The organism is Ornithinimicrobium flavum (assembly GCF_004526345.1).
GTDB lineage: Bacteria > Actinomycetota > Actinomycetes > Actinomycetales > Dermatophilaceae > Ornithinicoccus > Ornithinicoccus flavus.
In genome coordinates this window covers 1,168,562-1,188,693 of the sequence record NZ_CP038213.1, presented here as the reverse complement: position 1 = coordinate 1,188,693, position 20,132 = coordinate 1,168,562, and the positions used below count along the sequence as shown (strand labels likewise).

The window sequence follows — 20,132 nt, the reverse complement described above, 5'->3', positions numbered from 1 at the left end:
GGGAGCGTCGCGCGGCCTAGAGTCGGACCATGCCCACCGACGACCACCCGTCCACCGACAGCGGTCGGGTCAACCGGGGCCGGTTGCGCCGATCCGGCCGCCAGCTCGTCCGCCTGGGCACCGTGCTCACGGTGATCTCGCTGGTCGTGGCCCTGCTGGCCGGCTGGGCGACCCGCAGCCTCCTGGACCACCTGCAGTCCAACTCGGCCGAGCTGCTCGACGGGTCCGCCACCGTGACGCTGCAGGACGGAGACGAGCGGACGCTCTACGTCACCGGGGGTCTGGTGGCACCCGGTGAGCTGGTCCCCACCCCGGTCGACCAGATCTCCTGCACCGTGACCGGGCCCACGCGGGAGGTGCCGTTCGAGTCGCTCGCGGAGCAGGGGCGCCGGGTCGGGATCGACACGACCCTGGCGCGCCTGCAGGTCGTCGGCTCGTTCGTCGCCGAGGAGTCCGGGGAGCACGAGCTGGACTGCGACGGTCTCGGCGTGGTCGTGGCCCCCGAGGTCGGGCCCGCCTCCGCGATCGCCCGGCTCGGAGGTCTGGCCCTGGGCAGTCTCGGCACGTTCCTGGGTCTGACCATGATGCTGATCGGCGGCGTCCTCCTGCTCTTCCTGCGCGGGGGCGAGGAGCCGGAGGAGGAGGACCTCGACGACGCCGCACCGCCCGCGGAGGGCGCGGACGAGTGGTGGGAGGACGAGGCCGGCGAGAGCAGGCGCGGGGCGGGACCGGACCAGACGCCCGGCGGGGTGGCCGCGGATTCCGGCGACGCAGGGGGCCCCGGGGACGAGGGCACGGGCGAAGCAAGGGGCATCGGAGAGCTGGGCGGCGACGCCCAGGAGGACGACTACGTCGAGGTCTCCGAGGATGAGCTCGCCGCCATGTCCGACGAGCAGATCCAGGAGCTGGTCGACTCCGGGGCCCTCATCTTCGTGGACGAGGACGACGACCGGAGCTAGCCTTCCAGCCCGAACGACCACGTCCGGAAGGTCACGCTTCCGGGTGAAGCCGATCGCGGTGGCGTCGGAGGTGCTCGGTGGCGTCGTCCAGGGACCTGATGCCGTAGGTGCGCACCAGGTCGGCCAGCTGCGGGTGCTCCGGCTCGAGCAGCGCGACGGCGGCCCGAAGTTGTGGGACCGGCCCCGTCAGGCGGAGCAGTGCCCTGACCGTCGCCGCCTCAGTGGCGTCGCGGTCGGTCGCGTCCTGGGCGGGCATGTCATGGCGGGTAGCCGTCCAGGAGCCCGTCGAGTCACGGATCCCGTCCAGCCGCGGCTGGACCTCGTCCCGGGGCACCTCTCCCCTGTCCATCTGCTCCGCGAGCGTCCGGACCTCGTCGAGGCGACGCTGCACGGCCGGGTTACCGATCTTCACCCGGGTGCCTGAGCTGAGGTGACTGAGCATGGCTGGAGACATGCCGAGCGTCCGGGCCAGCGCGGCCTGCGTCATCCCGAGCTGCTCCACGAGCCGGCCGAAGACCCGAGCCAGCGGCTCGCCATACATCTCGACCTGTGCGGCGATGTTGCGCCGCGTGTCGTCGACCACGGCTCACCTCCTGCGTTTCGTGCGGCTGTCTCCCCCACCCTAGGGTGAGGCCCGAGGTCGGGCACAGGGGCCCGGCAGCGGTTTGACTTTACTTTCGTAAACAAGGTAAATTTACTTTCGTAAACGCCAACCACCAGGGGAAGACCATGACTGAGCTCACTCGGCGCTCTGCTGCCCTTCTGACGGCAGGACTATTGCTGACTCTGCCGATGTCGGCCACGGCAGGCACCCTGCCGACGTCCGCCACCACCCCCGAGCCTGACGGCGACGCCCAGCTCCTGCTCCTGCTGGACGCCTCCGGGTCGATGGCCGACCCCGACGCCACCGGCGAGGCCAAGATCGGAGCCGCCCGTTCAGCCCTGCACGAGGTCATCGACGACCTGGGCAGCGACCAGCAGGTGGGGCTGCGGGTCTTCGGCGGGTCGGTCGCCCCCGACCAGCCCACCGAGGCCAAGTGCACCGACAGCGACCTCGTCGTGCCCATCGGCAGCGACAACGCCCAGGCCCTGTCCACCGCCGTCGACGACTACGCCCCGCTCGGCGAGACCCCCATCGCCCACGCCCTGCAGCAAGCCGCCGACGACCTCGGCCCGGACGGCAACCGCACCATCGTGCTCGTCTCCGACGGCATCGCCACCTGCGACCCCGACCCCTGCGAGGTCGCCGAGCAGCTGTCCGCCGACGGCCTCGACCTCGTGGTCCACACCGTCGGCCTGGGCGCGGACGACAAGACCCGCACCCAGCTGCAGTGCATCGCCGACGCACGCGGCGGCACCTACTACGACGCCGCCGACACCGACACCCTCACCACCGCCCTCACCCGCATCTCCACCCGCGCCTTCCGACCGTTCACCATCACCGGGACGCCGGTCGAGGGCACCGTCCAGATCGCCGATGCCCCCGTCCTCACGCAGGGGCAGTACACCGACACCCTCGCCCTGAGCAAGGAGCAGGCCAAGCACTACCTGCTGCGCCGGGAGATCCCCGGCTCGATCCTCCACGCCGGAGCGACGATGCGGCCCGATCGTGGTGGCCTGTCCGGCTACGACGTCACGTTGACCACGCACGCAGGAGATGTGTGCGGCATGAATGTCGGCATGCCGTGGAGCGGAGGGTCGGGCAACTCTTTCGGCACCACGGGCACCAGCTCGGCCCGCTTCGGCGGCTACGACGCGGACGAGGACTGCAGCACCGCCTCCGAGCTGGTGCTCTCCGTCTACCCGCAGAACGGCGGCGCTGAGGCGATCGCTGGCGAGCCCTACGAACTGGTGGTGATCGAGGAGCCACCGGTGACCAACATCGCTGACCTGCCGCCCCGCGCCGACCTCCCCGAGTGGCAGGGGCCGGCGCCCGGCGGCCCGGTCGACGAGGTCGTGGCCGGCAGCTCCCTCAACGACGCCCCACTGCTCGAAGCAGGTAGGACGTACTCCTCGGAGCTCACCCGCGGCGAGATCGTCTTCTTCCGCGTGCCGGTGCAGCACGGCCAGCGCCTCGAGGCGCTCCTGGAGATCGCTGAGCCGACGGGCCTGCTGGCCGAGACGACGGGACCGGTCAGCGACATCGTCGACATCGAGCTCCTCGGCCCGAACCGGGCGAGAGCCCGGTCGGTGCTCGCGGACACCGGAGACCTGAAGGCCAGGGCCATCATGCAGGCCGACCACGCCGTGCAGGCTGCGGCCACCACGCCAGTGGTGCGGTGGGCGAACCATGCCTCCGGCAACGACGGGGGGGCCGTCCTCGCAGGGGACTACATCGTGGCCGTCAGTCTCACCTCGAACGACGAGCTGCTGCTCCCGGTCCCGTTCACCCTCACCACGCAGGTCATCGGCGATGTGAGCGGTGCCCCTGAGTATGTCGAGGCCGGCGCGCCCCCCTCGGCGGACGAGGGCGCCGCCACGGAACAGGTCGGAGCGACCGCAGGTGCGTCGGCCGCGGACCCGTCTGGGGCGTCGTCGACGGTGACCGGCAGCGACGACGGAGCCGGTGCTGACGCCGCTCCTGCGGGGACGGTCGATGATGACCCGGGTGTGCCGTGGCCCTGGCTCCTCGGTGGTGCCGGGGTCGTCGTGGCCGGGGCGGGCGCGGCCCTGCTCGCCACCCGCAACAGCTCGACCAGCCGCTGACCTCGACGAAGCACGAAGGAGCACCATGGTCCGCACCACCCTGCCCCGAATTCGAGCCCTGGCTCTGGCCACCGCCGGACTGCTGCTGGCGCTGCCGCTGTCGGCGACGGCCACCACGCTTCCCGCCTCGGGAACCACCGCCATCGACACCGCAGCAACCTCCGCCACCGACGACGCCGCCACCCCCGAGCCTGACGGCGACGCCCAGCTCCTGCTCCTGCTGGACGCCTCCGGGTCGATGGCCGACCCCGACGCCACCGGCGAGCCCAAGATCGGAGCCGCCCGTTCAGCCCTGCACGAGGTCATCGACGACCTGGGCAGCGACCAGCAGGTGGGGCTGCGGGTCTTCGGCGGGTCGGTCGCCCCCGACCAGCCCACCGAGGCCAAGTGCACCGACAGCCAGCTCGTCGTGCCCATCGGCAGCGACAACGCCCAGGCCCTGGGGGCCGCCGTCGACGACTACGCCCCCCTCGGCGAGACCCCCATCGCCCACGCCCTCCAGCAGGCCGCCGACGACCTCGGCCCGGACGGCAACCGCACCATCGTCCTCGTCTCCGACGGCATCGCCACCTGCGACCCCGACCCGTGCGAGATCGCCGAGCAGCTGTCCGCCGACGGCCTCGACCTCGTCGTCCACACCGTCGGCCTCGGCGCCGACGACCAGACCCGCACCCAGCTGCAGTGCATCGCCGACGCCGCCGGCGGCACCTACTACGACGCCGCCGACACCGACACCCTCACCACCGCCCTCACCCGCATCTCCACCCGCGCGTTCCGCCCGTTCGAGTTCGGCGGCACCCCCGTGGAGGGCAGCTACGACAAGGACACCGCACCGGTGCTGGCGGAGGGGCGATACCTGGACACCTTCCCCGACCCGGACAGCGGCGACGCGAAGTGGTACCGCGTGGAGCGCACGGTCCCCAACTCCACCGTCCGGGTCGGCGCCACCATGCGCCCGAACGGCGACGTCAGCACCGGCACCTTCAACCTGCGCCTGGACACCGAGACCGTCAACCTCTGCGACCACCGCAACGCGCTGGTCTGGACCTCCAACGGTGGTAACGGCTTCGGAGCGCCTCGCCTCGGCGTTCGCGAACGACGAGCGGCCGGCGTGCGGCACCGACGAGGACGTCCTCGTGCGCATCTCCCGGTCCTGCAGGCTGCGCTGCTCGCCGACCAGACAATCGAGCTGGTGATCACGGAGGAGCCCCCGATCGACGGCGCGTCCCCGCTCCCCGAGCCGGACACCTCCGCCAGCTTCGAGGGCCCGGACCTGGGTGAGCCTGAGCAGACGCTGGTCGGCGGGACGTCCTTCGCCGCTGCTGTCCCGATCCAGCCCGGGGTCACGTATGCCGCTGACATCCTCCCCGGTGAGGTGCTGGTCTACCGCATCCCGGTGGGGTGGGGCCAGCGGCTGGAGGCGGTCGCCGAGTTCCCCCAGCCGGACGGGCAGCTCGCCGAGCACATGAAGAGGGAGCTGCACCCCGCTGACCTCCACCTCTTCGGTCCCGACCGCGGCAACGTCACCGAGCCGAATGACACGGCCGGCACCAGCAGCCGCGCCATCGCGGTCTGGAACGACACGGTGCGCGCCACCGCCACGACCGCCGAGGTCCGCTACTGGAACCGCCTCGAGGGGGTCAACGGCGGGGCGGCCGACCGCGCCGGTGACTACTACGTCACCGTGGGGCTGAGCTCCAGCATCGACGTCGACGCCGTCCCCCAGCCATTCACCTTCACCGTCCAGGTCGTGGGCGAGCCGCACGGGGAACCGACCTACCTCGCCTCGGACGCTGCCGACCGGGCGGCCACCACCAGCGACGCCGATGGTCGTGACGCCGGGGTTGGCACGACGGAGGCGAACGTCGGCGACACGGGCTCGACCGGCGCAGCCACGCCCGCGGACGTCGGGCAGGCGCCCGACGGCGGCCCCGACCCGGAGGTCACCCCTTCGGACGGGGCGGACAGGGGCTGGTTGCCCTGGGCGCTCGGGGGTGGCGGCGTGCTGGCTGCCGGAGCAGGGATCGTCCTCCTCGCCACCCGTCGGGGCCCCACCGCCTGAGGGGCACAGCCCACCGCTGCCCTCCCAGGGCCCCGGTCAGCCGAGCAGCGCAACGAGCACGGCGGCGCCGATGAGCATCAGCCCGACGACCAACATCAGGACACCGGTCCGGAGGACGGCCGCGGGACGGGGCACCGGCTCCGCGGCCGGAAGGACCCCGGGCCGGGTGGAGACCGCCGACGCACCGCGCCGCGGCTCCGGCCCCGAAGCCGGAGCCGGGCCGCTCTGCCCCCAGCCCTCAGGCAGAGGCGGCACGTGGTCGAAGACCTCCACCTCTCCGGCGTCCCACGTCGACGCGTCCGCGACCAGCCCGGTGCCCCGGAGCGCGGCGCGGGCCGCCTCCGCGTCGGGGTAGCGATCGAGCGGGTCGGGCGCGGCCAGATCGAGCACGACGGACAGCAACGGTGTCGGCACGTGCGCGCGCACCAGGTCGCGGGTGAGGTGCACCACCAGGTCGCGGGTACGGTCCGCGACCGGGGCTGAAGTGGCATGAACCACCCCCACCCGGGCCCCCTGCGCCTCCCCCGGCCGCTCCCCCAGCAGCATCTCCGCTGCGGTCATCCCTGCGGCGTAGAGGTCGGCGCGCGGGTCGGGATCCCAACCCGGGCTGAGGGTCTCGGGTGCGGCATACCCGACCGTCCCCACGACGTGGGCGACCTGGGTGAGGCGCGGCTGGTCCACAGCCGCCGCGATGCCGAAGTCCGCCAGCCGGGCGCGGGGCAGCCCGGTGCCGGTGGCGTCCAGGAGGAGGTTGGCGGGCTTGACGTCCCGGTGCACGAGGCCCTCGGCGTGGATGCGCTCGAGGGCAGCCAGGAGCTGGTCGAGCAGGGTGGCGACCCACGCCGGCGGCAGCGGGCCGTGGTCGCCGACGAGGGTCGCGACCGAGCCGCCGTCGACGATCGGCATGATGAGCAGGACCCGGTCGTCCTCCCCGACCCAGCCCAACGGGGTCAGGACGTGCGGGTGCCCGATCCGCACCGCCTGCTCCCGGACGAAGCGCAGCAACGAGTGGGCGTCGGCCTGACGCATCACCTTGGCGGCGACATACCGGAGCTCCCGGTGGTCCCAGGCGCGCCAGACCACCCCGGCCCCGCCCTCGCCCAACGGGTCCACCAGCTCGTAGCGACCGCCCAGGACCTCTCCCACGGGTCACACCCTAGGAGACGGCCCCCCGACCCGGGCCTGACGGCGGGTCTCCAGCACCCAGAAGAGGCAGAACAGCCCGATCTCCCACCACTCCAGGAGGATCACCGTCCTCCCGGGGGCGAGGGCCGCCGCGGCCGCCCACGCCAGGAGCGGCCCGAGCACCATGAGGACGAAGATCACGCGGTAGCCGGTGAGGTGCATCAGCTGATGGGCCTCCAGCTGCTCGCCGGAGCGGCGCGCGGCGGTGCGGGGCCAGGCGTGGCTCCACACCGCCACCGCGAGCGCGCAGATGAGGAAGATGGCGGCCAGGTCGTGGATGCGCACCTGCAGGTCCCCGACGATGGGGAGCCCGGTCAGCGAGAGGCCGCCCATCGTCACCTCGTCGGCCGGCGGGACCCACAGCTGCCACATCGCCAGGGCGAGGAAGGCCAGGAGCGTCCCACCGGTCACGGCCACGAAGACCAGGGCGATCCGGTCACCGGTCACCAGCTGGCGCATCCGCTCCGTGGCGCGCAGCTCCTGCACCAGGAGCCACAGGCAGAGGACCAGCACGACGGTGAGGCTGATCCGCAGGCTCCACACGAGCTCCACCGGGCTGACGCCGCCGGGTGAGAGCCCGTCGCCGCGCCGCAGGTCCTCCAGGATCCCCTCGAGCCCGGTCGGGACGAGGGCCACGAAGATCGCGTAGAACCCCGCGCCGTTGAGGTTGTAGTCCTCCATCGTCGTGCTGCCCTGGTAGGCCACGAGCAGCACCGCCACGGCGATGAGCACCCCGACGAAGACGTCGCGCACCGGCCCGCCGTAGTAGGCGCTGATCGAGGTCTCGAGGCTGCCCTGCACGACCGCCGTCCCGACCGAGACGACGAAGAGCACGGCCGGAAGGAGCACGAGCAGCCAGCGCAGGCTGCCGTAGGTCAGTCGCCTGACCTCGTCCTCGTCCTGGTGGGTCCCCACGCCCGGCACCATACCGAGGCGTGGGGACAGACCACCCGGCTCACCGGGCCGGGACGACCGCCCCGGCGTAGCTCTCCTCGATGAAGGCGGCGACCTCCTCGCTGCGCAGGAGCTCGGCCAGGGTGGCCAGCGCCGCGTCGTCCTCGTCCTCGGCCCGGACGACCAGCAGGTTGGCGTAGGGGTTGCCCTCCGCCGACTCGGCGGCGATCGCGTCCTCCGCCGGCGACAGGTCGGCCTCGATGGCGTAGTTGCCGTTGATGACGGCGGCGTCGACGTCGGCCAGCGAGCGGGGCAGCTGGGCGGCCTCGATCTCGGAGAACTCCAGGCCCTTGGGGTTGTCCTCGATGTCGAGCACGGTCGGGCTGGCCTGCGTGTCCGCGAGGGTGATGAGGCCTTGCTCGGCCAGGAGCGCCAGGGCGCGACCGCCGTTGGTGGGGTCGTTCGGGATGGCGACGGTGCCTCCGTCCGGGATCTCCGCCACCGAGGCGACCGAGTCGCTGTAGAGGCCGAGCGGCTCGAGGTGGACCGGCGCCAGGGCCACGAAGTCGTAACCGGCGTCGGCCACCTGCTGGTCGAGGTAGGGCTGGTGCTGGAAGTAGTTGGCGTCCAGCGCACCCTCGTCAAGGGCGACGTTGGGCTGGACGTAGTCGGTGAACTCCACGATCTCGATGCTCAGGCCGGCGTCGGCGGCGAGCTCGTCGGCGACGAACTCCAGGATCTCCCCGTGAGGCACGGTCGAGGCGCCGACGGTGAGGACGGACTCGCCCTGGCCGCCGGTGGCCGCGGCGTTGTCGTCGGCGGTGGTGTCACCCCCGCAGGCGGCGAGGGTGAGGGCGCCGGCGGCGGCGAGCAGGGGGATCAGGGTGCGGTGGTGCGACATACGGGTCATCTCCTGGGTATGGGGTGGTGGGGTTCTGCGGGCAGGGCGGTCAGTGGGTGGCCTGGACGACCGCGCCGTCGTAGGTCTGCTCGATGTGGTCGCGGACCTCGGGGCCGGTGAGCAGGGAGTAGAGGGTGCGCAGCGCCTCGTCGTCCTCCCGACCGGCGCGGACGACGAACTGGTTGGCGTAGGGGGTGCCGTCGACGGCCTCGGTCACCAGCGCGTCCCGGCCGGGGTTGAGGTCGGCGCCGATGGCGTAGTTGCCGGGGATGGCCGCGAGGTCCACGTCGGAGAGCGAGCGCGGCAGCTGGGCGGCCTCGACCTCCTCGAACTGCAGACCCCTCGGGTTGTCCTCGATGTCGAGCACGGTCGGGATCTCGGGCGCGTCGGCGGCCAGGGTGACCAGCCCCTCCTGCACGAGGAGGTCGATGCCGCGCGAGCCGTTGACGGGGTCGTTCGGGATCGCGACGGTCGCGCCCTCGGCCAGGTCGGCGAGGTCGGTGAGGCTCTCCGAGTAGAGCCCCATCGGCTGGAAGCTGACGCTGCCGAGCGAGACGAAGTCGTAGCCGCCCTGGCCCATCTGGTCGGCGAGGAAGACACGGTGCTGGAAGTAGTTGGCGTCCACCGAGCCGTCGTCGAGGGCGACGTTGGGCTGGACGTAGTCGGTGAACTCGACGATCTCGACCTGCAGGCCGGCCTCCGGGGCCAGCTCGTCGGCGACGAACTGCAGGATGTCGGCGTGCGGCACCGGCGTCACCGCGACGGTGACCCGGTCCGGGCCGGCCGCTGCGGTGCCGGCTGCTTCCGGGGTGCCTGCGGGGTCGGGGCTCGCGCCGCCGCAGGCGGCCAGGGTGAGGGTGGACGTCAGTGCGAGCAGGGGCAGGGCGGTGCGGGGCATGGCTCTCCTCAGCAGGGGTATGGGGTGGGTCGGCGGTGCGGCTGCGCCCGGTCGAGCCGGGGCCTGTGGAAAAGCGTCAGGAACGCGCGTCCGGTCTGGCAGGAACGCGCGTCCGGTCTGGCAGGAACGCGCGTCCGGTTGGGGGTGGGGGGGCGGTCCGGTCAGCGGTGGGCGAGGCGGCGCGCGAGGCGGTCGCCGTACCACTGGACGCCCTGCACCATCACGAGCAGCACGGCGACGCAGGCGAGGGTCACCTCGGTGTTGAAGCGCTGGTAGCCGTAACGGATGGCGAAGTCGCCCAGGCCGCCGCCGCCGATGGCACCGGCCATGGCGGAGTAGGAGATGAGCGCGATGAGGGTGACGGTCGCGGCCGCGACCAGACCGGGTCGGGCCTCCGGGAGCAGCACGCGGCGGACGACGTCGCGACGGCGGGCACCCATCGCCTGGGCGGCCTCGACCTTGCCGGGGTGCACCTCGCGCAGCGAGGCCTCGACGAGGCGGGCGAAGAAGGGGACGGCCGCGATCGTCAGCGGCACGATCGTCGCGGTGGAGCCGATGGTCGTGCCGGTGACGAGCCGGGTGAGGGGCGCGACGAGCACGAGCAGCACGATGAAGGGGACGGACCGGCCGATGTTGACGGCACCGCCCAGGACGCTGTTGAGCCCGGGACGCGGGTCCAGCCCGCCGGGCGCGGTGAGCACCAGCAGCACCCCGAGCGGGATGCCGAGCAGGAGGGACAGCCCCATCGACGCGCCCACCATGTAGAGGGTCTCCCAGGTGGCGTCGACGAGGGCCGGGCCGGTGCGGTCCCAGTTGGTCATGCGGCGTCTCCTGCCTGGAGGACGGGGGTGCGGTGGGAGGTGAGGTATGCCGTGGCCGCGGTGACGGCGGCGTCGGGGCCACCGAGCCGGAGCAGCACGCGACCGAAGCGCTGGCCGCCGAAGCGCTGCACGGCCGCCTCCAGCACGTGGACCTCGACGGGGAAGCGGCGGGCCAGGTCGGTGAGGACGGCGTCGACGCCGTCGCCGGCGAGGGTGAGCTCGACGACGCCGTGCCGGTCCTCGTGCGAGAGCGGGGGCAGCAGGCGGGTCGCGAGCGGGCTGTCGGATCGGGAGGCCAGGTCGGTGAGGGCGCCGGCGTCGACGACCACGCCGTCCTCGAGGAGGGTCACGCTGTCGCAGACGGCCTTGACGACGTCCATCTCGTGCGTGATGAGCACGGTCGTCAGGCCGAGCTCCGCCGTGAGGTCGCGGACCAGCCCGAGCACGGAGGCCGTGGACTGCGGGTCCAGGGCCGAGGTCGCCTCGTCGCAGAGGAGCACCTTCGGCCGGGGCGCGAGCGCCCGGGCGATGGCCACGCGCTGCCGCTGCCCGCCGGAGAGCTGGGCGGGGTGGGTGTGCGCCTTGTCGGCGAGCCCCACGCGGTCGAGCAGCTCGAAGGCCCGGGTGCGGCGCTCGGCCGCGGGCAGACCGGCGAGCTCGAGCGGCAGCTCGACGTTGGCCAGGGCCGTGCGGGAGTCGAGCAGGTTGAACTGCTGGAAGATCATGCCGATCGAGCGTCGGGCCTGGTTGAGGTCCGCGCGCCGCAGGGCGGTGAGCTCGGTGCCGTCGACGGTGACCGTCCCGGACGTCGGCCGCTCCAGCAGGTTGATGCACCGGGCCAGCGTCGACTTGCCCGACCCGGACGGCCCGACCACGCCCATGACCTGCCCGGTCTCCACCAGCATCGACACGTCGACGAGGGCGTCGACCTGCGGGGTGCGGCGGGTGGCGGGGAAGGTCTTGCTGACCTGGTCGAGGCTGATCACGGGGACGACGCTAGGTCGGTCGTGCCGGTCCGACCAAACCCTGACACCGAAGATCGCTGGGCCCAAGGCGGATCTTGCCCACGCCATACCGAGGACAGCCGCTGCGTCACGACAAGTTGCCGCAGAACCTTCGTCTCTTAGTCGCACCCCGTGAAGACCGCACCCTTTCACGGTGTGGCGCATCACACACTCGGGAGTCGGCGCAGCACCCCAGGGGTGGGACGGGGCCGTAAGGTCGGGGCATGAGCTACGGGTATCAGCCAGCACCCCGCCGGAGCGGGATGACGACGGCCGGCAAGTGGATGTTCCTCATCGGCCTGATCCTCACGGTCCTGGCCGGGATCCTCGCCGCGTGGGGGGTGAGCCGGACGGTGGACATGGCCCAGCAGATGGAGTCGGAGTCGGTCTCCCTGGCCGGCGGAGCCCAGTCGGTGACGATGGAGGAGGGCGCCACGCGCATGGTCGTGACGGAGTCCGGCGCGGCCGGGATCTCCTGCACGGTGACCCTGCCCGACGGCTCCACGACGTCCCTGGACGGCGGGGACGAGATGGCCGACTCGGCGCTGCAGGACACCGAGTTCGGGCTGGTCGGCACCTTCACGGCGACCAGCGCGGGCGAGCACAGCTTCGAGTGCGAGGGCGGCGACGCCATGCTCACCCCCGGGTTCAGCGCCGACCAGCTCGGCGGCATCATCGCCGCCGGCCTGGGCTTCCTCGCCCTGCTGCCGCTCGGCCTGCTCACCCTCATCGGCCTCATCCTGTGGCTCGTCGGGCGCGGCCGGGACCGCCGCGCGCTCCAGCAGCCCGTCGGCCCCGGCGGGTATGGCGGCCACGGCTCCGGCTACGGCGGTGACAGCTCGGCCTACGGGCAGACGCAGGACACCCCCGGGTGGCAGGGCCAGCAAGGGTACGGGCAGGGCCAGCAGGGGTACGGACAGGGCCAGCAGGGGTACGGGCAGCAGGGGTACGGGCAGGGTGCGCCTCCTCCCCCGTCCTCCGGTCAGTCCTGGCCGGCGCCGGGTGGACCCTCCAGCAGCGACCCCTACGCCAGCCCGCCGAGCGGGACCGACCGTCCCGCGGGCGACGACCGGGACCCGGACGGCCGCGACCGCACCTGACGTCGGGAGGCGCCGCGCGCCGTTCCCGGACGGGCGCGGCGGGGCCGGTACCGTCGACCCAGTGCCAGAACCGGTCAGGGAAGGTCAGTCGTGAGCTCTCGGCGACATCGCGTGTGGGTGGCGGTCGCGTGCGTGGGTGCGCTGACGCTCGCGGGGTGCGACCTCGGCGGCGGGGGTGACGGCGCGAGCCGCACCGACGGCGGAGCCGGCGCCGAGGGCGGGGGCGACGGGGGCGGTGGCGGCTTCCTGGGCCTGGGTGGTGACCCCGACCCCCTGGTGGCCTCGCTGCTGGAGCCGGCCGCGGAGACCACGGTCCTGCCCGGCTCCTCGCCCGAGGCGCTCGCGACGGGGATGACCGGGGCCCTCGTGGGCAGCGCGCCGGTCGTGGTCCTGGCCGCGGCGGACGAGGGTCTCCGGGCCGCCTCCGCCGCCGTCGCGCTCGGGGTGCCGGTCGTCGTCGACGGGCCAGGGGCCGCCGAGGAGCTGCAGCGTCTCGGTGCCGAGGTGGCGCTGGCGCTGGGGCCGGTGGCCGACCCCGGGATCGATGTCGTGGTGCCGGGCTCGGACGAGGAGCTGGCGGACCTCCTGGGCCTCGACGGAGGGCCCGTGCCGGTCGCCGAGGAGGAGGCCGCCCAGCGGGTGCTCGACCTCGACCCGACCACCCCCCAGCTCCTCGTGCCGGCGGGCAGCACCGCCGCCGCTGCCCCACCCGACGGGGCCGCGACCACGGCGCCCGGGGACGGCGCAGCGTCCACCGCTCCCCCGCCCTCAGCTCCGACCGGGACGAGCTGCCGCCGACCCTGGCCCCCCAGCCGACGGGCGAGGTCACGGTGCTCACCGACGGCGACCCGGCGGCGCTGGCGGCCCTGGGCACCGCCCGGGCGGCGGGGGCACGGGTCCTGGTGGGGCCGCATACCGATCCTCGGGCCGACAGCGGGACCGTCCAGGCCCTGGCGGGCACCGACGGCGGCGCCGTCCTGGGCCTGGGCGACGGCTTCGGCGGGTCGGAGGACCTGGCGTGGAAGGTCGACACCGCCAGGACCGGGGTGGAGCTCCCCGGTGGCGGCCAGCTGGTGCTCCCCGGCAAGACCTACGTCGCCCTCTACGGCACCCCCAGCACCGGCGCCCTGGGCGTCCTCGGCGAGCAGCCGGTCGAGGAGACCATCGCCAGGGCCGAGGAGCACGCCGGGTGGTACGCCGACCTGACCGACGAGCCGGTCATCCCGACGCACGAGATCATCGTGACCGTCGCGAGCGCCGGACCCGGTGGGGACGGCAACTACTCCGAGGAGATCCCGGTCGTCGACCTCGAACCGCTGGTCGACCTCGCGGAGGAGAACGGCCACTACGTCGTCCTCGACCTGCAGCCCGGCCGCACCGACTTCCGCACCCAGGCCGAGCTCTACGAGGAGCTGCTCCTGCGCCCGCACGTCGGCCTGGCGCTCGACCCCGAGTGGCGCATCGGGCCGGACGAGGTCCACCTGGCGCGGATCGGCCACGTCGAGGCGAGCGAGGTCAACGAGGTCGTGGACTACCTGGCCGACCTCACGCGGGAGAACGACCTGCCGCAGAAGGTCCTCGTCCTCCACATGTTCCAGAACCGCATGATCCCCGACGTGGAGGAGGTCGACCGCTCCCGCGAGGAGCTCGCCGTGCTCATCCACGTCGACGGGCAGGGCGTGCAGCCGGACAAGCAGACGACCTGGCGCACCCTGCGTCAGCACGCGCCGTCGATCGAGCACTGGGGCTGGAAGAACTTCTACGACGAGGACGTCCCGATGCTCTCGGCCGAGGAGACCATGCGCCTGGTGGAGCCTACGCCGGACTTCATCAGCTACCAGTGAGCCGACCGTCCTCGTGCCGGCACCGCTGTCGCTCACCCCGTTCGTCCGGGACTACGCCAACCCGGTCCTCATCCACCTGGCCGGGCTGGGCCCGTTTCGCCGACCTCGAGCACGTCGGGAGGAGGACGGGGACGGTGCGCCACACCCCGCTCCTGGCCTTCCGCGACGGCGACCTGGTGACGGTCGCCCTCACCTACGGCCCTCGGGTGCAGTGGTTGCGGAACATCCGGGCCCGCGGGCCGGTGCCGCGTGCACCTGCGCGGGCGACTGCTGGAGCTGGGCCCACCGCGCGACCTCGCGCAGACGGAGGGGATCGCCCGGATGCCGCAGCCGGTCCGGGCCGTCTTCGCCCGGACCGGTTTCGTGGAGGACTTCGTCGAGCTGCCCGTCCTCTCCGACCAGCCGTTCCCGGGAAGGTCCTGGCGCACCCGCCGCGGACGGGCGTCCACCGGACGAGCCGGGCCGACTACCCGGTGAGCCTCGCCTGCGCCCCCGCAGGCACCTGCACCGTCATAGCGCGCAGCTCGTCCAGCACCGCTTCCGGCAGGACGTTGGTGCCGCCGAGGGCCTCGACGAAGACGGCCGCCTGGTCCAGCACCGCCTGCCGGGTCGCGGTCGGCACACCGCTCGACCGCAACAGGAGGACCTTGTCCCCGACCAGGCCCGCGTAGGCGCTGCCGGCCAGGGCGTCCGGCCAGTTCTGGCCGCTGGCGACCGTCGCTCCGTGCTGCGTGTCGTGCAGGTACGCCGCGTTCGCGGCCACGGCATACCGGTCCGCGCCCCCCACGCGCACGACGGGGGCGATCATCTCCAGCTCCTCCTGCACCGCGTCGCTCACCGCCGCCGTGCCGCCGAGCAGGACGATCTCCGCGGGCTGGAAGAGGGCCAGCGTCTCGAGCACCACCCCGGGCACGTTGTCCTTCCTGGTGAGCAGCAGCGGGACCCCTTCCCACCCGGCAGCAGCACCACCGGCCAGCCCGTCGGGCCAGTTCGTGCCGAGCGCCACGTAGGCCCGCTCGCCGAAGCCGTTGATGAAGATGTCACGAGAGAGGTTGGCCGACATGTCGTACCGGTCCTTCCCGCCGATCCGCTTGACACGCTGCAGCTCGGGGACGAACTGCGCCAGCTCCCAGACGACGCTGTCACTCACGGCACCCGACCCACCGAGCACGACGATGTGGTCCGGCTCCAGGGCTGCGAGAGCATTCCGGGCGGCACCCGGTAGGCCGTCCTTGCGGGTCAGGAGGATCGGCCCTCCGTGGAGGGCGGCCAGCGGCCCGCCGGACAGGGCGTCGGCGAAGTCGTGGCCGCTCGCGACGAAGACGACCTTGTCGAAGGGGTAGGGGGTGCCATCGACATCGGCCCACAGGATGTCACCCCAGATGTCGGTCGCCAGCGATGCTGCCGTGGCGTACCGGTCGATGCCGGAGTGCCGCGTGACGATGGGGTTCACGGGGAACGTGTCGTCCGCGACGGCCGCGGCCACGGCGCCCGGCCGCCCCTCGAGGGCGCGGACGGCGTGATCCCGGATGGCGTCGGCCTCAGCCGGGCTGAGTGCCGGCAGCCCGTTGGACGTCCCGTCGAGCGGGGGTCCAGCTGTCGATGCGCGGGCGTCGGCACCGGTCGCCGGGGCCGAGACGGCGGCAGCAAGGAGAGCCGCAGAGACGAGAGTCGCGAGAGCGCGCGGGACGGACATCGGCAGGGCCTTCCGGGGCAGGAGACGGTGACCACAAACGTCTGCGCTGAGCCGATGCCTGGGGCAGGCACAGGCTATCCGCACGGCGGGTCGACGGGGAGAGCTCGTTCCTGTGATCTCCGTCATTCCGGCACCGCACGAACCGAGCGGCTGCTCAGGCCTTCGGGCCGCCCGCGACGTAGATGACCTGCCCGGAGACGTAGCCGGAGCCCTCCCCCGCCAGGAACGACGCGACCGCCGCGACGTCCTCCGGCTGGCCCACCCGGCCCACGGGGATCTGCTCGGCGGCGCCCGCGCAGAACTCCTCGAAGCCGACCCCCATCCGCTCGGCCGTCGCCCGGACCATGTCGGTGGCGATGAAGCCCGGCGCGATGGCGTTGACCGTGACGCCGAAGCGGCCCAGCTCGATCGCCAGGGTCTTGGTCAGCCCCTGCAGGCCGGCCTTGGCGGCCGAGTAGTTGGCCTGGCCGCGGTTGCCCAGCGCGGAGGTGGAGGACAGGTTGACGATCCGGCCCCAGCCCGCCTCGCGCATCGCCCCCTGGCAGGCCCGGGACATGAGGAACGCCCCGCGCAGGTGCACCCCCATCACCGCGTCCCAGTCCTCCACCGACATCCGGAAGAGCAGGTTGTCGCGGATGATCCCGGCGTTGTTCACCAGCACCGTCGGCGCGCCGAGCTCGGCGGTGATCTCCTCGACGACCCGGGCCACCGCCTGCTCGTCGGCCACGTCGGCGCCGAACCCCCGCGCCCGACCGCCGGCCGCGACGATCTGCTCCGCCGCGGCCTGCGCGGCCCCGGCGTCGAGGTCGACGAGCGCCACGGCATACCCGTCGGTGGCCAGCCGGGCGGCGACCGCCGCCCCGATCCCTCGTGCTGCTCCGGTGACGACGGCCGTGCGCGACATCTGCTCTCCTCCTGGGTGGGTCCGGGCAGCCTAGCCACGCGGTCGCCCGTCAGGCGAGGGTGGCCTCCAGGGTGATGTCCACGGCCTTGAGCGCCTGGCTGACCGGGCAGTTCTCCTTCGCACCCTGCGCGATCGTCTGGAAGGTCTCCCCGTCGACGTCCTCCACCCGGGCGTCCACCGTCAGCGCGATCCCGGTGATGCCGGTGCCGGCGACGAAGGTGACCTCGGCGGTGGTGCGCAGCTCGGTAGGCGGCGTGCCGTTCTTCTTCAGCTCGTTGGAGAAGGCCATCGAGAAACAGGTGGCGTGGGCGGCGGCGAGCAGCTCCTCCGGGGTGGTCGTGGAGTCCGAGCCCTCGGCGCGGGCGTTCCACTCCACGGGGAAGGTGCCGGCGCCGGAGCTGTCGAGGCTCGTGGTGCCGTCGCCGGTGAAGAGGTCTCCGCGCCAGGTGGTGCTGGCCTTGCTGGTCACAGGTGCGGGCATGGTGGATGCTCCTTGTCCTCGGGTGGGCGCCGCGGGTGCGACGCCGTCCTCCGCACCGTAGCCCGTTCCCTCCCGGCCGTCCCCTGGGGGCACAATGGGGCGTCCGACCCGTGAGGAGCACTCGTGACCGACGACGTCCCGGACAGTGACGAGCTGCGCGCCGCCCTGGCCGAGCAGACCCCGCTGCTGACCGACGCCCCGACGCCTCCCGTGCTCGCCGTCCGCGTGCAGCGGGTCCTGGCCAGCGCCGGTGACCTGCTCGACCTGGCCCGCGAGCGCGAGGACGACCCCGCCGCCCGCGAGGTCGTGGCCAGGACCCTGATGTGGACCGCGGAGCGGGTGGAGGCCTACAACCGGCTCCCCGGGCCGTACGCCGAGGGCCGGATCCTCGAGGGTGAGCGCTCCGCCCTGCTCGGCCTCGTCGACGACCTCGACCTGCTCGGGCTCACGCTGGACCACGCCTTCGACGCCGCCTCCCGCGGCGCCGGGGACGACCTGGCCCGGCAGCTGTCCGTGGTGACCGACACCTTCCCGTCGGCGACCGACGTCGCCCACCTCATCCTGGCCACCGGCCCCGCCACCGACGAGCAGACCGCCGCCCGCGCGGGCGCCGAGGTCGGGGCGGACGGCATACCTCGCATGCCCGTGCCCGAGCAGCCCGACCCCACGCACGTCCCGGAGGACCAGTGACCAGGTATGCCGTCGCCCCGCCCCCGCCCTCCGAGCCGGGGGACCACCCCCCGACCGGGGCGGTCAACCGCTACGTCTCGGAGCTGGCCCGGTGGCGGCTGCGACGCGAGCACGAGCTGCGGGCGCTGGACGAGCTGACCCGCGCCCACGACGACCGGGACGCGCTCGAGCACGACCTCACCCACTCGATGACGCTCTACCACGCGATCGCGCAGCGGCACGACCTGCTGCTGGCCACCTGGGAGTCCGGCCACACCGGTGAGGCCGGCGACCCGCAGCTCGACGAGGACCAGCGCGGCTGGGTCGGCCAGCTGGTGTGGGGGGTGCTGGAGATGCCCGACGGTGACGCCCAGGCGCTCGCCCTGCCGCTGCCGGACGCGCTGCGCCTGTCCGACGCCCTCGCGGCGTCGCTGCGCGGGCGGATCGGCGCCGACGAGGACGACATCCCCATGGCCGAGCGCGTCCAGGACGCGCAGGCCTACCTCGACGGGGTGCGGGAGCGGGTCGAGGAGCGCGAGGGCGAGCCGGACGAGGACCTGCAGCAGCGGCTGGGGGCGCTGCAGGAAGGGCTGGACGCGTTGCGCGAGCGGGACGACGACAGCGCGCTCCCGGACCTCGCGGGGGTCATCGGGGCGCTGGCCGCCATGGACCGTGAGGTCATCGTCAGCCGGGCCTCCTCGGCCCACGACCGGGCTGACCGCGAGCAGGCGGTGGCCGAGCGTGACCACCTGCTGGCGCGCGGGGAGGCTGTGCGTGCCCTGGCCGAGAAGGTGCTCAACGCGGTCAACCCGGCGCCCCGGCTCGGCATCCCCGACGTGGAGGCCCTGGGTGAGGTGCCGCAGGAGGAGGGTCCGGACCTGGACGCCTACGTGAGCAACCTGGAGCGGGTCGCCCGGGCGCTCGAGCAGGCGCACTCGACGTATGCGGCGGCGCTGGCGGAGTACGCCGACCTGGCCGACCGTGCGGAGCGGCTGGCGAGCACCCTCGCCGGCTGCGGGGCGCCGACGAGCGTGGACCTGGCCGGCATGCTCACCGCGGCCAAGGAGTGCCTGCACACCCGGCCCGCCGACGTCCGCCGTGCGGCCGCGCTCGTCGCGGCGCAGGAGGCCTACCTCGGCGAGCTGAGGACCGGGTCGTGACCGCGGACGAGACCCGGCAGCCCTCGGAGGAGACGGCACGCACCGCCCCCGCCAAGCCCGTCGGCGACGACCCGCAGGACTCCCGCGAGTGCCCCGAGTGTCACGCGACGAGCGTCGGGGACGTGCCCTTCTGCGGGTCGTGCGGCTACGACTTCGTCACGGGGGTGTCCGCACCTCCGGTCGTCGACGAGGAGGCCGTCGAGAACGGCGACGGCGAGTACCCCTCCCCCGCCACCCACCTGCAGGCGGCCGAGCCGCACCAGGCCTACATCACGCCGCGCCGCGGGGCCGACGACGTCGAGCTGCCGACCACCGCGGAGGAGATCGGGCTGGACCCCGCGGACCTCCAGCACCGTCCGGACGTCCCGCCGCCGGCGCCTCCCGCCCCGGAGCAGGAGTGGGTCGCCCACGAGCAGCCGCAGACACTGCCGCCCTCCCGCCGGTGGGACGGGGAGTGGGTCGCCGAGATCTGGGTCGACCACGCCTGGGCCGCCACGCGCGAGAGCGACCAGCCCGTGCCCGACGCCGGTGCGCCCACCGTGGTGCCCCTCGTCGGTGGGCGGACCTTCGTCCTGGGCCGGACCAACCTCGAGCAGGGGCTGCGCCCCGATCTGGACGCCGGCACCGACGCGGGGGTCTCGGTGCGGCACGCCCAGCTGACCACCGACGGGCGCCAGTGGTGGGTCGAGGACCTCGACACCTCCAACGGCACCTACGTCACCACGGTCGGGCTGCCCGCGCCCGAGCGTCCGCTGGAGCAGGGCGTCCGGGTGCGGATCGACGAGGACGACCGGGTGCTGCTCGGCGGGTGGACCCGGCTGATGGTGCGGCGCGCGGACTAGCGTGTG

19 protein-coding genes and 1 pseudogene are annotated in these 20,132 nt (G+C 73.4%); 10 read left to right on the top strand and 10 right to left on the bottom strand.

The genetic code is table 11. The features are described from left to right. Window positions 1-29: 29 nt before the first annotated feature. Window positions 30-959 (top strand): hypothetical protein, encoded by a 930-nt coding sequence (locus tag E3Z34_RS05585; protein ID WP_134772806.1) that lies wholly within the window; start codon window positions 30-32, stop codon window positions 957-959. Window positions 960-990: 31 nt separating this feature from the next. Here the strand turns inward: E3Z34_RS05585 and E3Z34_RS05580 are convergent, their stop codons facing one another. Continuing rightward, the gene (locus E3Z34_RS05580; RefSeq protein WP_134772805.1) at window positions 991-1,542 is read right to left on the bottom strand and encodes a helix-turn-helix domain-containing protein; all 552 of its coding nucleotides are present in this window, start codon (window positions 1,540-1,542) and stop codon (window positions 991-993) included. Window positions 1,543-1,751: 209 nt separating this feature from the next. Between E3Z34_RS05580 and E3Z34_RS05575 the strand changes: the two genes are divergently transcribed. Continuing rightward, window positions 1,752-3,665, top strand: coding sequence for a vWA domain-containing protein (locus tag E3Z34_RS05575; protein ID WP_158288609.1), 1,914 nt, complete (start codon window positions 1,752-1,754; stop codon window positions 3,663-3,665). A 25-nt stretch (window positions 3,666-3,690) separates the two neighbouring features. After that, window positions 3,691-5,727, top strand: coding sequence for a vWA domain-containing protein (locus E3Z34_RS05570; protein WP_134772803.1), 2,037 nt, complete (start codon window positions 3,691-3,693; stop codon window positions 5,725-5,727). Window positions 5,728-5,763: 36 nt separating this feature from the next. On the opposite strand, the gene E3Z34_RS05565 is transcribed toward E3Z34_RS05570, so the two are convergent. From E3Z34_RS05565 to E3Z34_RS05540, 6 genes are all read right to left on the bottom strand, one after another. Further along, a complete protein-coding gene (locus E3Z34_RS05565) occupies window positions 5,764-6,873 on the bottom strand; it encodes a serine/threonine-protein kinase (RefSeq protein WP_134772802.1) in 1,110 nt (369 codons plus the stop codon). Window positions 6,874-6,876: 3 nt separating this feature from the next. After that, window positions 6,877-7,827 (bottom strand): hypothetical protein, encoded by a 951-nt coding sequence (locus E3Z34_RS05560; RefSeq protein WP_134772801.1) that lies wholly within the window; start codon window positions 7,825-7,827, stop codon window positions 6,877-6,879. 40 nt (window positions 7,828-7,867) lie between these two features. Further along, entirely contained in the window at window positions 7,868-8,707 is an 840-nt protein-coding gene (locus tag E3Z34_RS05555) for a MetQ/NlpA family ABC transporter substrate-binding protein (RefSeq protein WP_338043783.1), read from the bottom strand. Window positions 8,708-8,756: 49 nt separating this feature from the next. Next, complete coding sequence (locus E3Z34_RS05550) at window positions 8,757-9,605, bottom strand: MetQ/NlpA family ABC transporter substrate-binding protein (protein WP_134772799.1); 849 nt, start codon at window positions 9,603-9,605, stop codon at window positions 8,757-8,759. 161 nt (window positions 9,606-9,766) lie between these two features. After that, a complete protein-coding gene (locus E3Z34_RS05545; RefSeq protein ID WP_134772798.1) occupies window positions 9,767-10,426 on the bottom strand; it encodes a methionine ABC transporter permease in 660 nt (219 codons plus the stop codon). After that, window positions 10,423-11,412 carry a methionine ABC transporter ATP-binding protein gene (locus E3Z34_RS05540; protein WP_238695368.1) on the bottom strand — a complete coding sequence of 330 codons (990 nt, stop codon included), beginning with the start codon at window positions 11,410-11,412 and terminating at the stop codon, window positions 10,423-10,425. The genes E3Z34_RS05545 and E3Z34_RS05540 overlap by 4 nt, the downstream gene beginning before the upstream one ends. A gap of 242 nt (window positions 11,413-11,654) precedes the next feature. Here E3Z34_RS05540 and E3Z34_RS17965 point away from each other — a divergent pair, with 242 nt between their 5' ends. The 4 genes and pseudogenes from E3Z34_RS17965 to E3Z34_RS18625 all read left to right on the top strand — a co-directional run bounded on the left by E3Z34_RS17965 (window position 11,655) and on the right by E3Z34_RS18625 (window position 14,851). Next, window positions 11,655-12,530: a hypothetical protein gene (locus tag E3Z34_RS17965; RefSeq protein WP_194092437.1), complete on the top strand. Its 876-nt coding sequence runs from the start codon at window positions 11,655-11,657 to the stop codon at window positions 12,528-12,530. Between the two features lie 830 nt (window positions 12,531-13,360). Further along, a complete protein-coding gene (locus E3Z34_RS05530) occupies window positions 13,361-14,374 on the top strand; it encodes a hypothetical protein (protein WP_134772796.1) in 1,014 nt (337 codons plus the stop codon). Beyond that, window positions 14,371-14,550: pseudogene (locus E3Z34_RS18630) on the top strand (hypothetical protein); the annotation flags it as partial. The gene E3Z34_RS05530 and the pseudogene E3Z34_RS18630, both read left to right, overlap by 4 nt. Window positions 14,551-14,623: 73 nt before the next feature. Continuing rightward, window positions 14,624-14,851, top strand: a complete 228-nt coding sequence (locus E3Z34_RS18625) for a hypothetical protein (protein WP_238695544.1) — start codon at window positions 14,624-14,626, stop codon at window positions 14,849-14,851. Here E3Z34_RS18625 and E3Z34_RS05520 read toward each other — a convergent pair. From E3Z34_RS05520 to E3Z34_RS05510, 3 genes are all read right to left on the bottom strand, one after another. Further along, complete coding sequence (locus E3Z34_RS05520) at window positions 14,841-16,070, bottom strand: cell wall-binding repeat-containing protein (protein ID WP_158288608.1); 1,230 nt, start codon at window positions 16,068-16,070, stop codon at window positions 14,841-14,843. The two genes, E3Z34_RS18625 and E3Z34_RS05520, sit on opposite strands and share 11 nt — an antisense overlap. Window positions 16,071-16,224: 154 nt before the next feature. Further along, complete coding sequence (fabG, locus tag E3Z34_RS05515) at window positions 16,225-16,974, bottom strand: 3-oxoacyl-ACP reductase FabG (RefSeq protein WP_134772794.1); 750 nt, start codon at window positions 16,972-16,974, stop codon at window positions 16,225-16,227. A gap of 49 nt (window positions 16,975-17,023) precedes the next feature. After that, window positions 17,024-17,455, bottom strand: coding sequence for an OsmC family peroxiredoxin (locus tag E3Z34_RS05510; RefSeq protein ID WP_134772793.1), 432 nt, complete (start codon window positions 17,453-17,455; stop codon window positions 17,024-17,026). Window positions 17,456-17,578: 123 nt separating this feature from the next. Between E3Z34_RS05510 and E3Z34_RS05505 the strand changes: the two genes are divergently transcribed. Genes E3Z34_RS05505 through E3Z34_RS18620 form a run of 3 tightly spaced genes read left to right on the top strand, consistent with a single transcriptional unit; the run spans window position 17,579 to window position 20,126 of the window. Then, window positions 17,579-18,145, top strand: coding sequence for a hypothetical protein (locus tag E3Z34_RS05505; RefSeq protein ID WP_134772792.1), 567 nt, complete (start codon window positions 17,579-17,581; stop codon window positions 18,143-18,145). After that, window positions 18,142-19,284: a hypothetical protein gene (locus E3Z34_RS05500; RefSeq protein WP_134772791.1), complete on the top strand. Its 1,143-nt coding sequence runs from the start codon at window positions 18,142-18,144 to the stop codon at window positions 19,282-19,284. Before E3Z34_RS05505 ends, E3Z34_RS05500 begins: the two co-directional genes overlap by 4 nt. Continuing rightward, window positions 19,281-20,126, top strand: a complete 846-nt coding sequence (locus tag E3Z34_RS18620; protein WP_238695367.1) for an FHA domain-containing protein — start codon at window positions 19,281-19,283, stop codon at window positions 20,124-20,126. The genes E3Z34_RS05500 and E3Z34_RS18620 overlap by 4 nt, the downstream gene beginning before the upstream one ends. The last annotated feature ends 6 nt before the right edge of the window (window positions 20,127-20,132 follow it).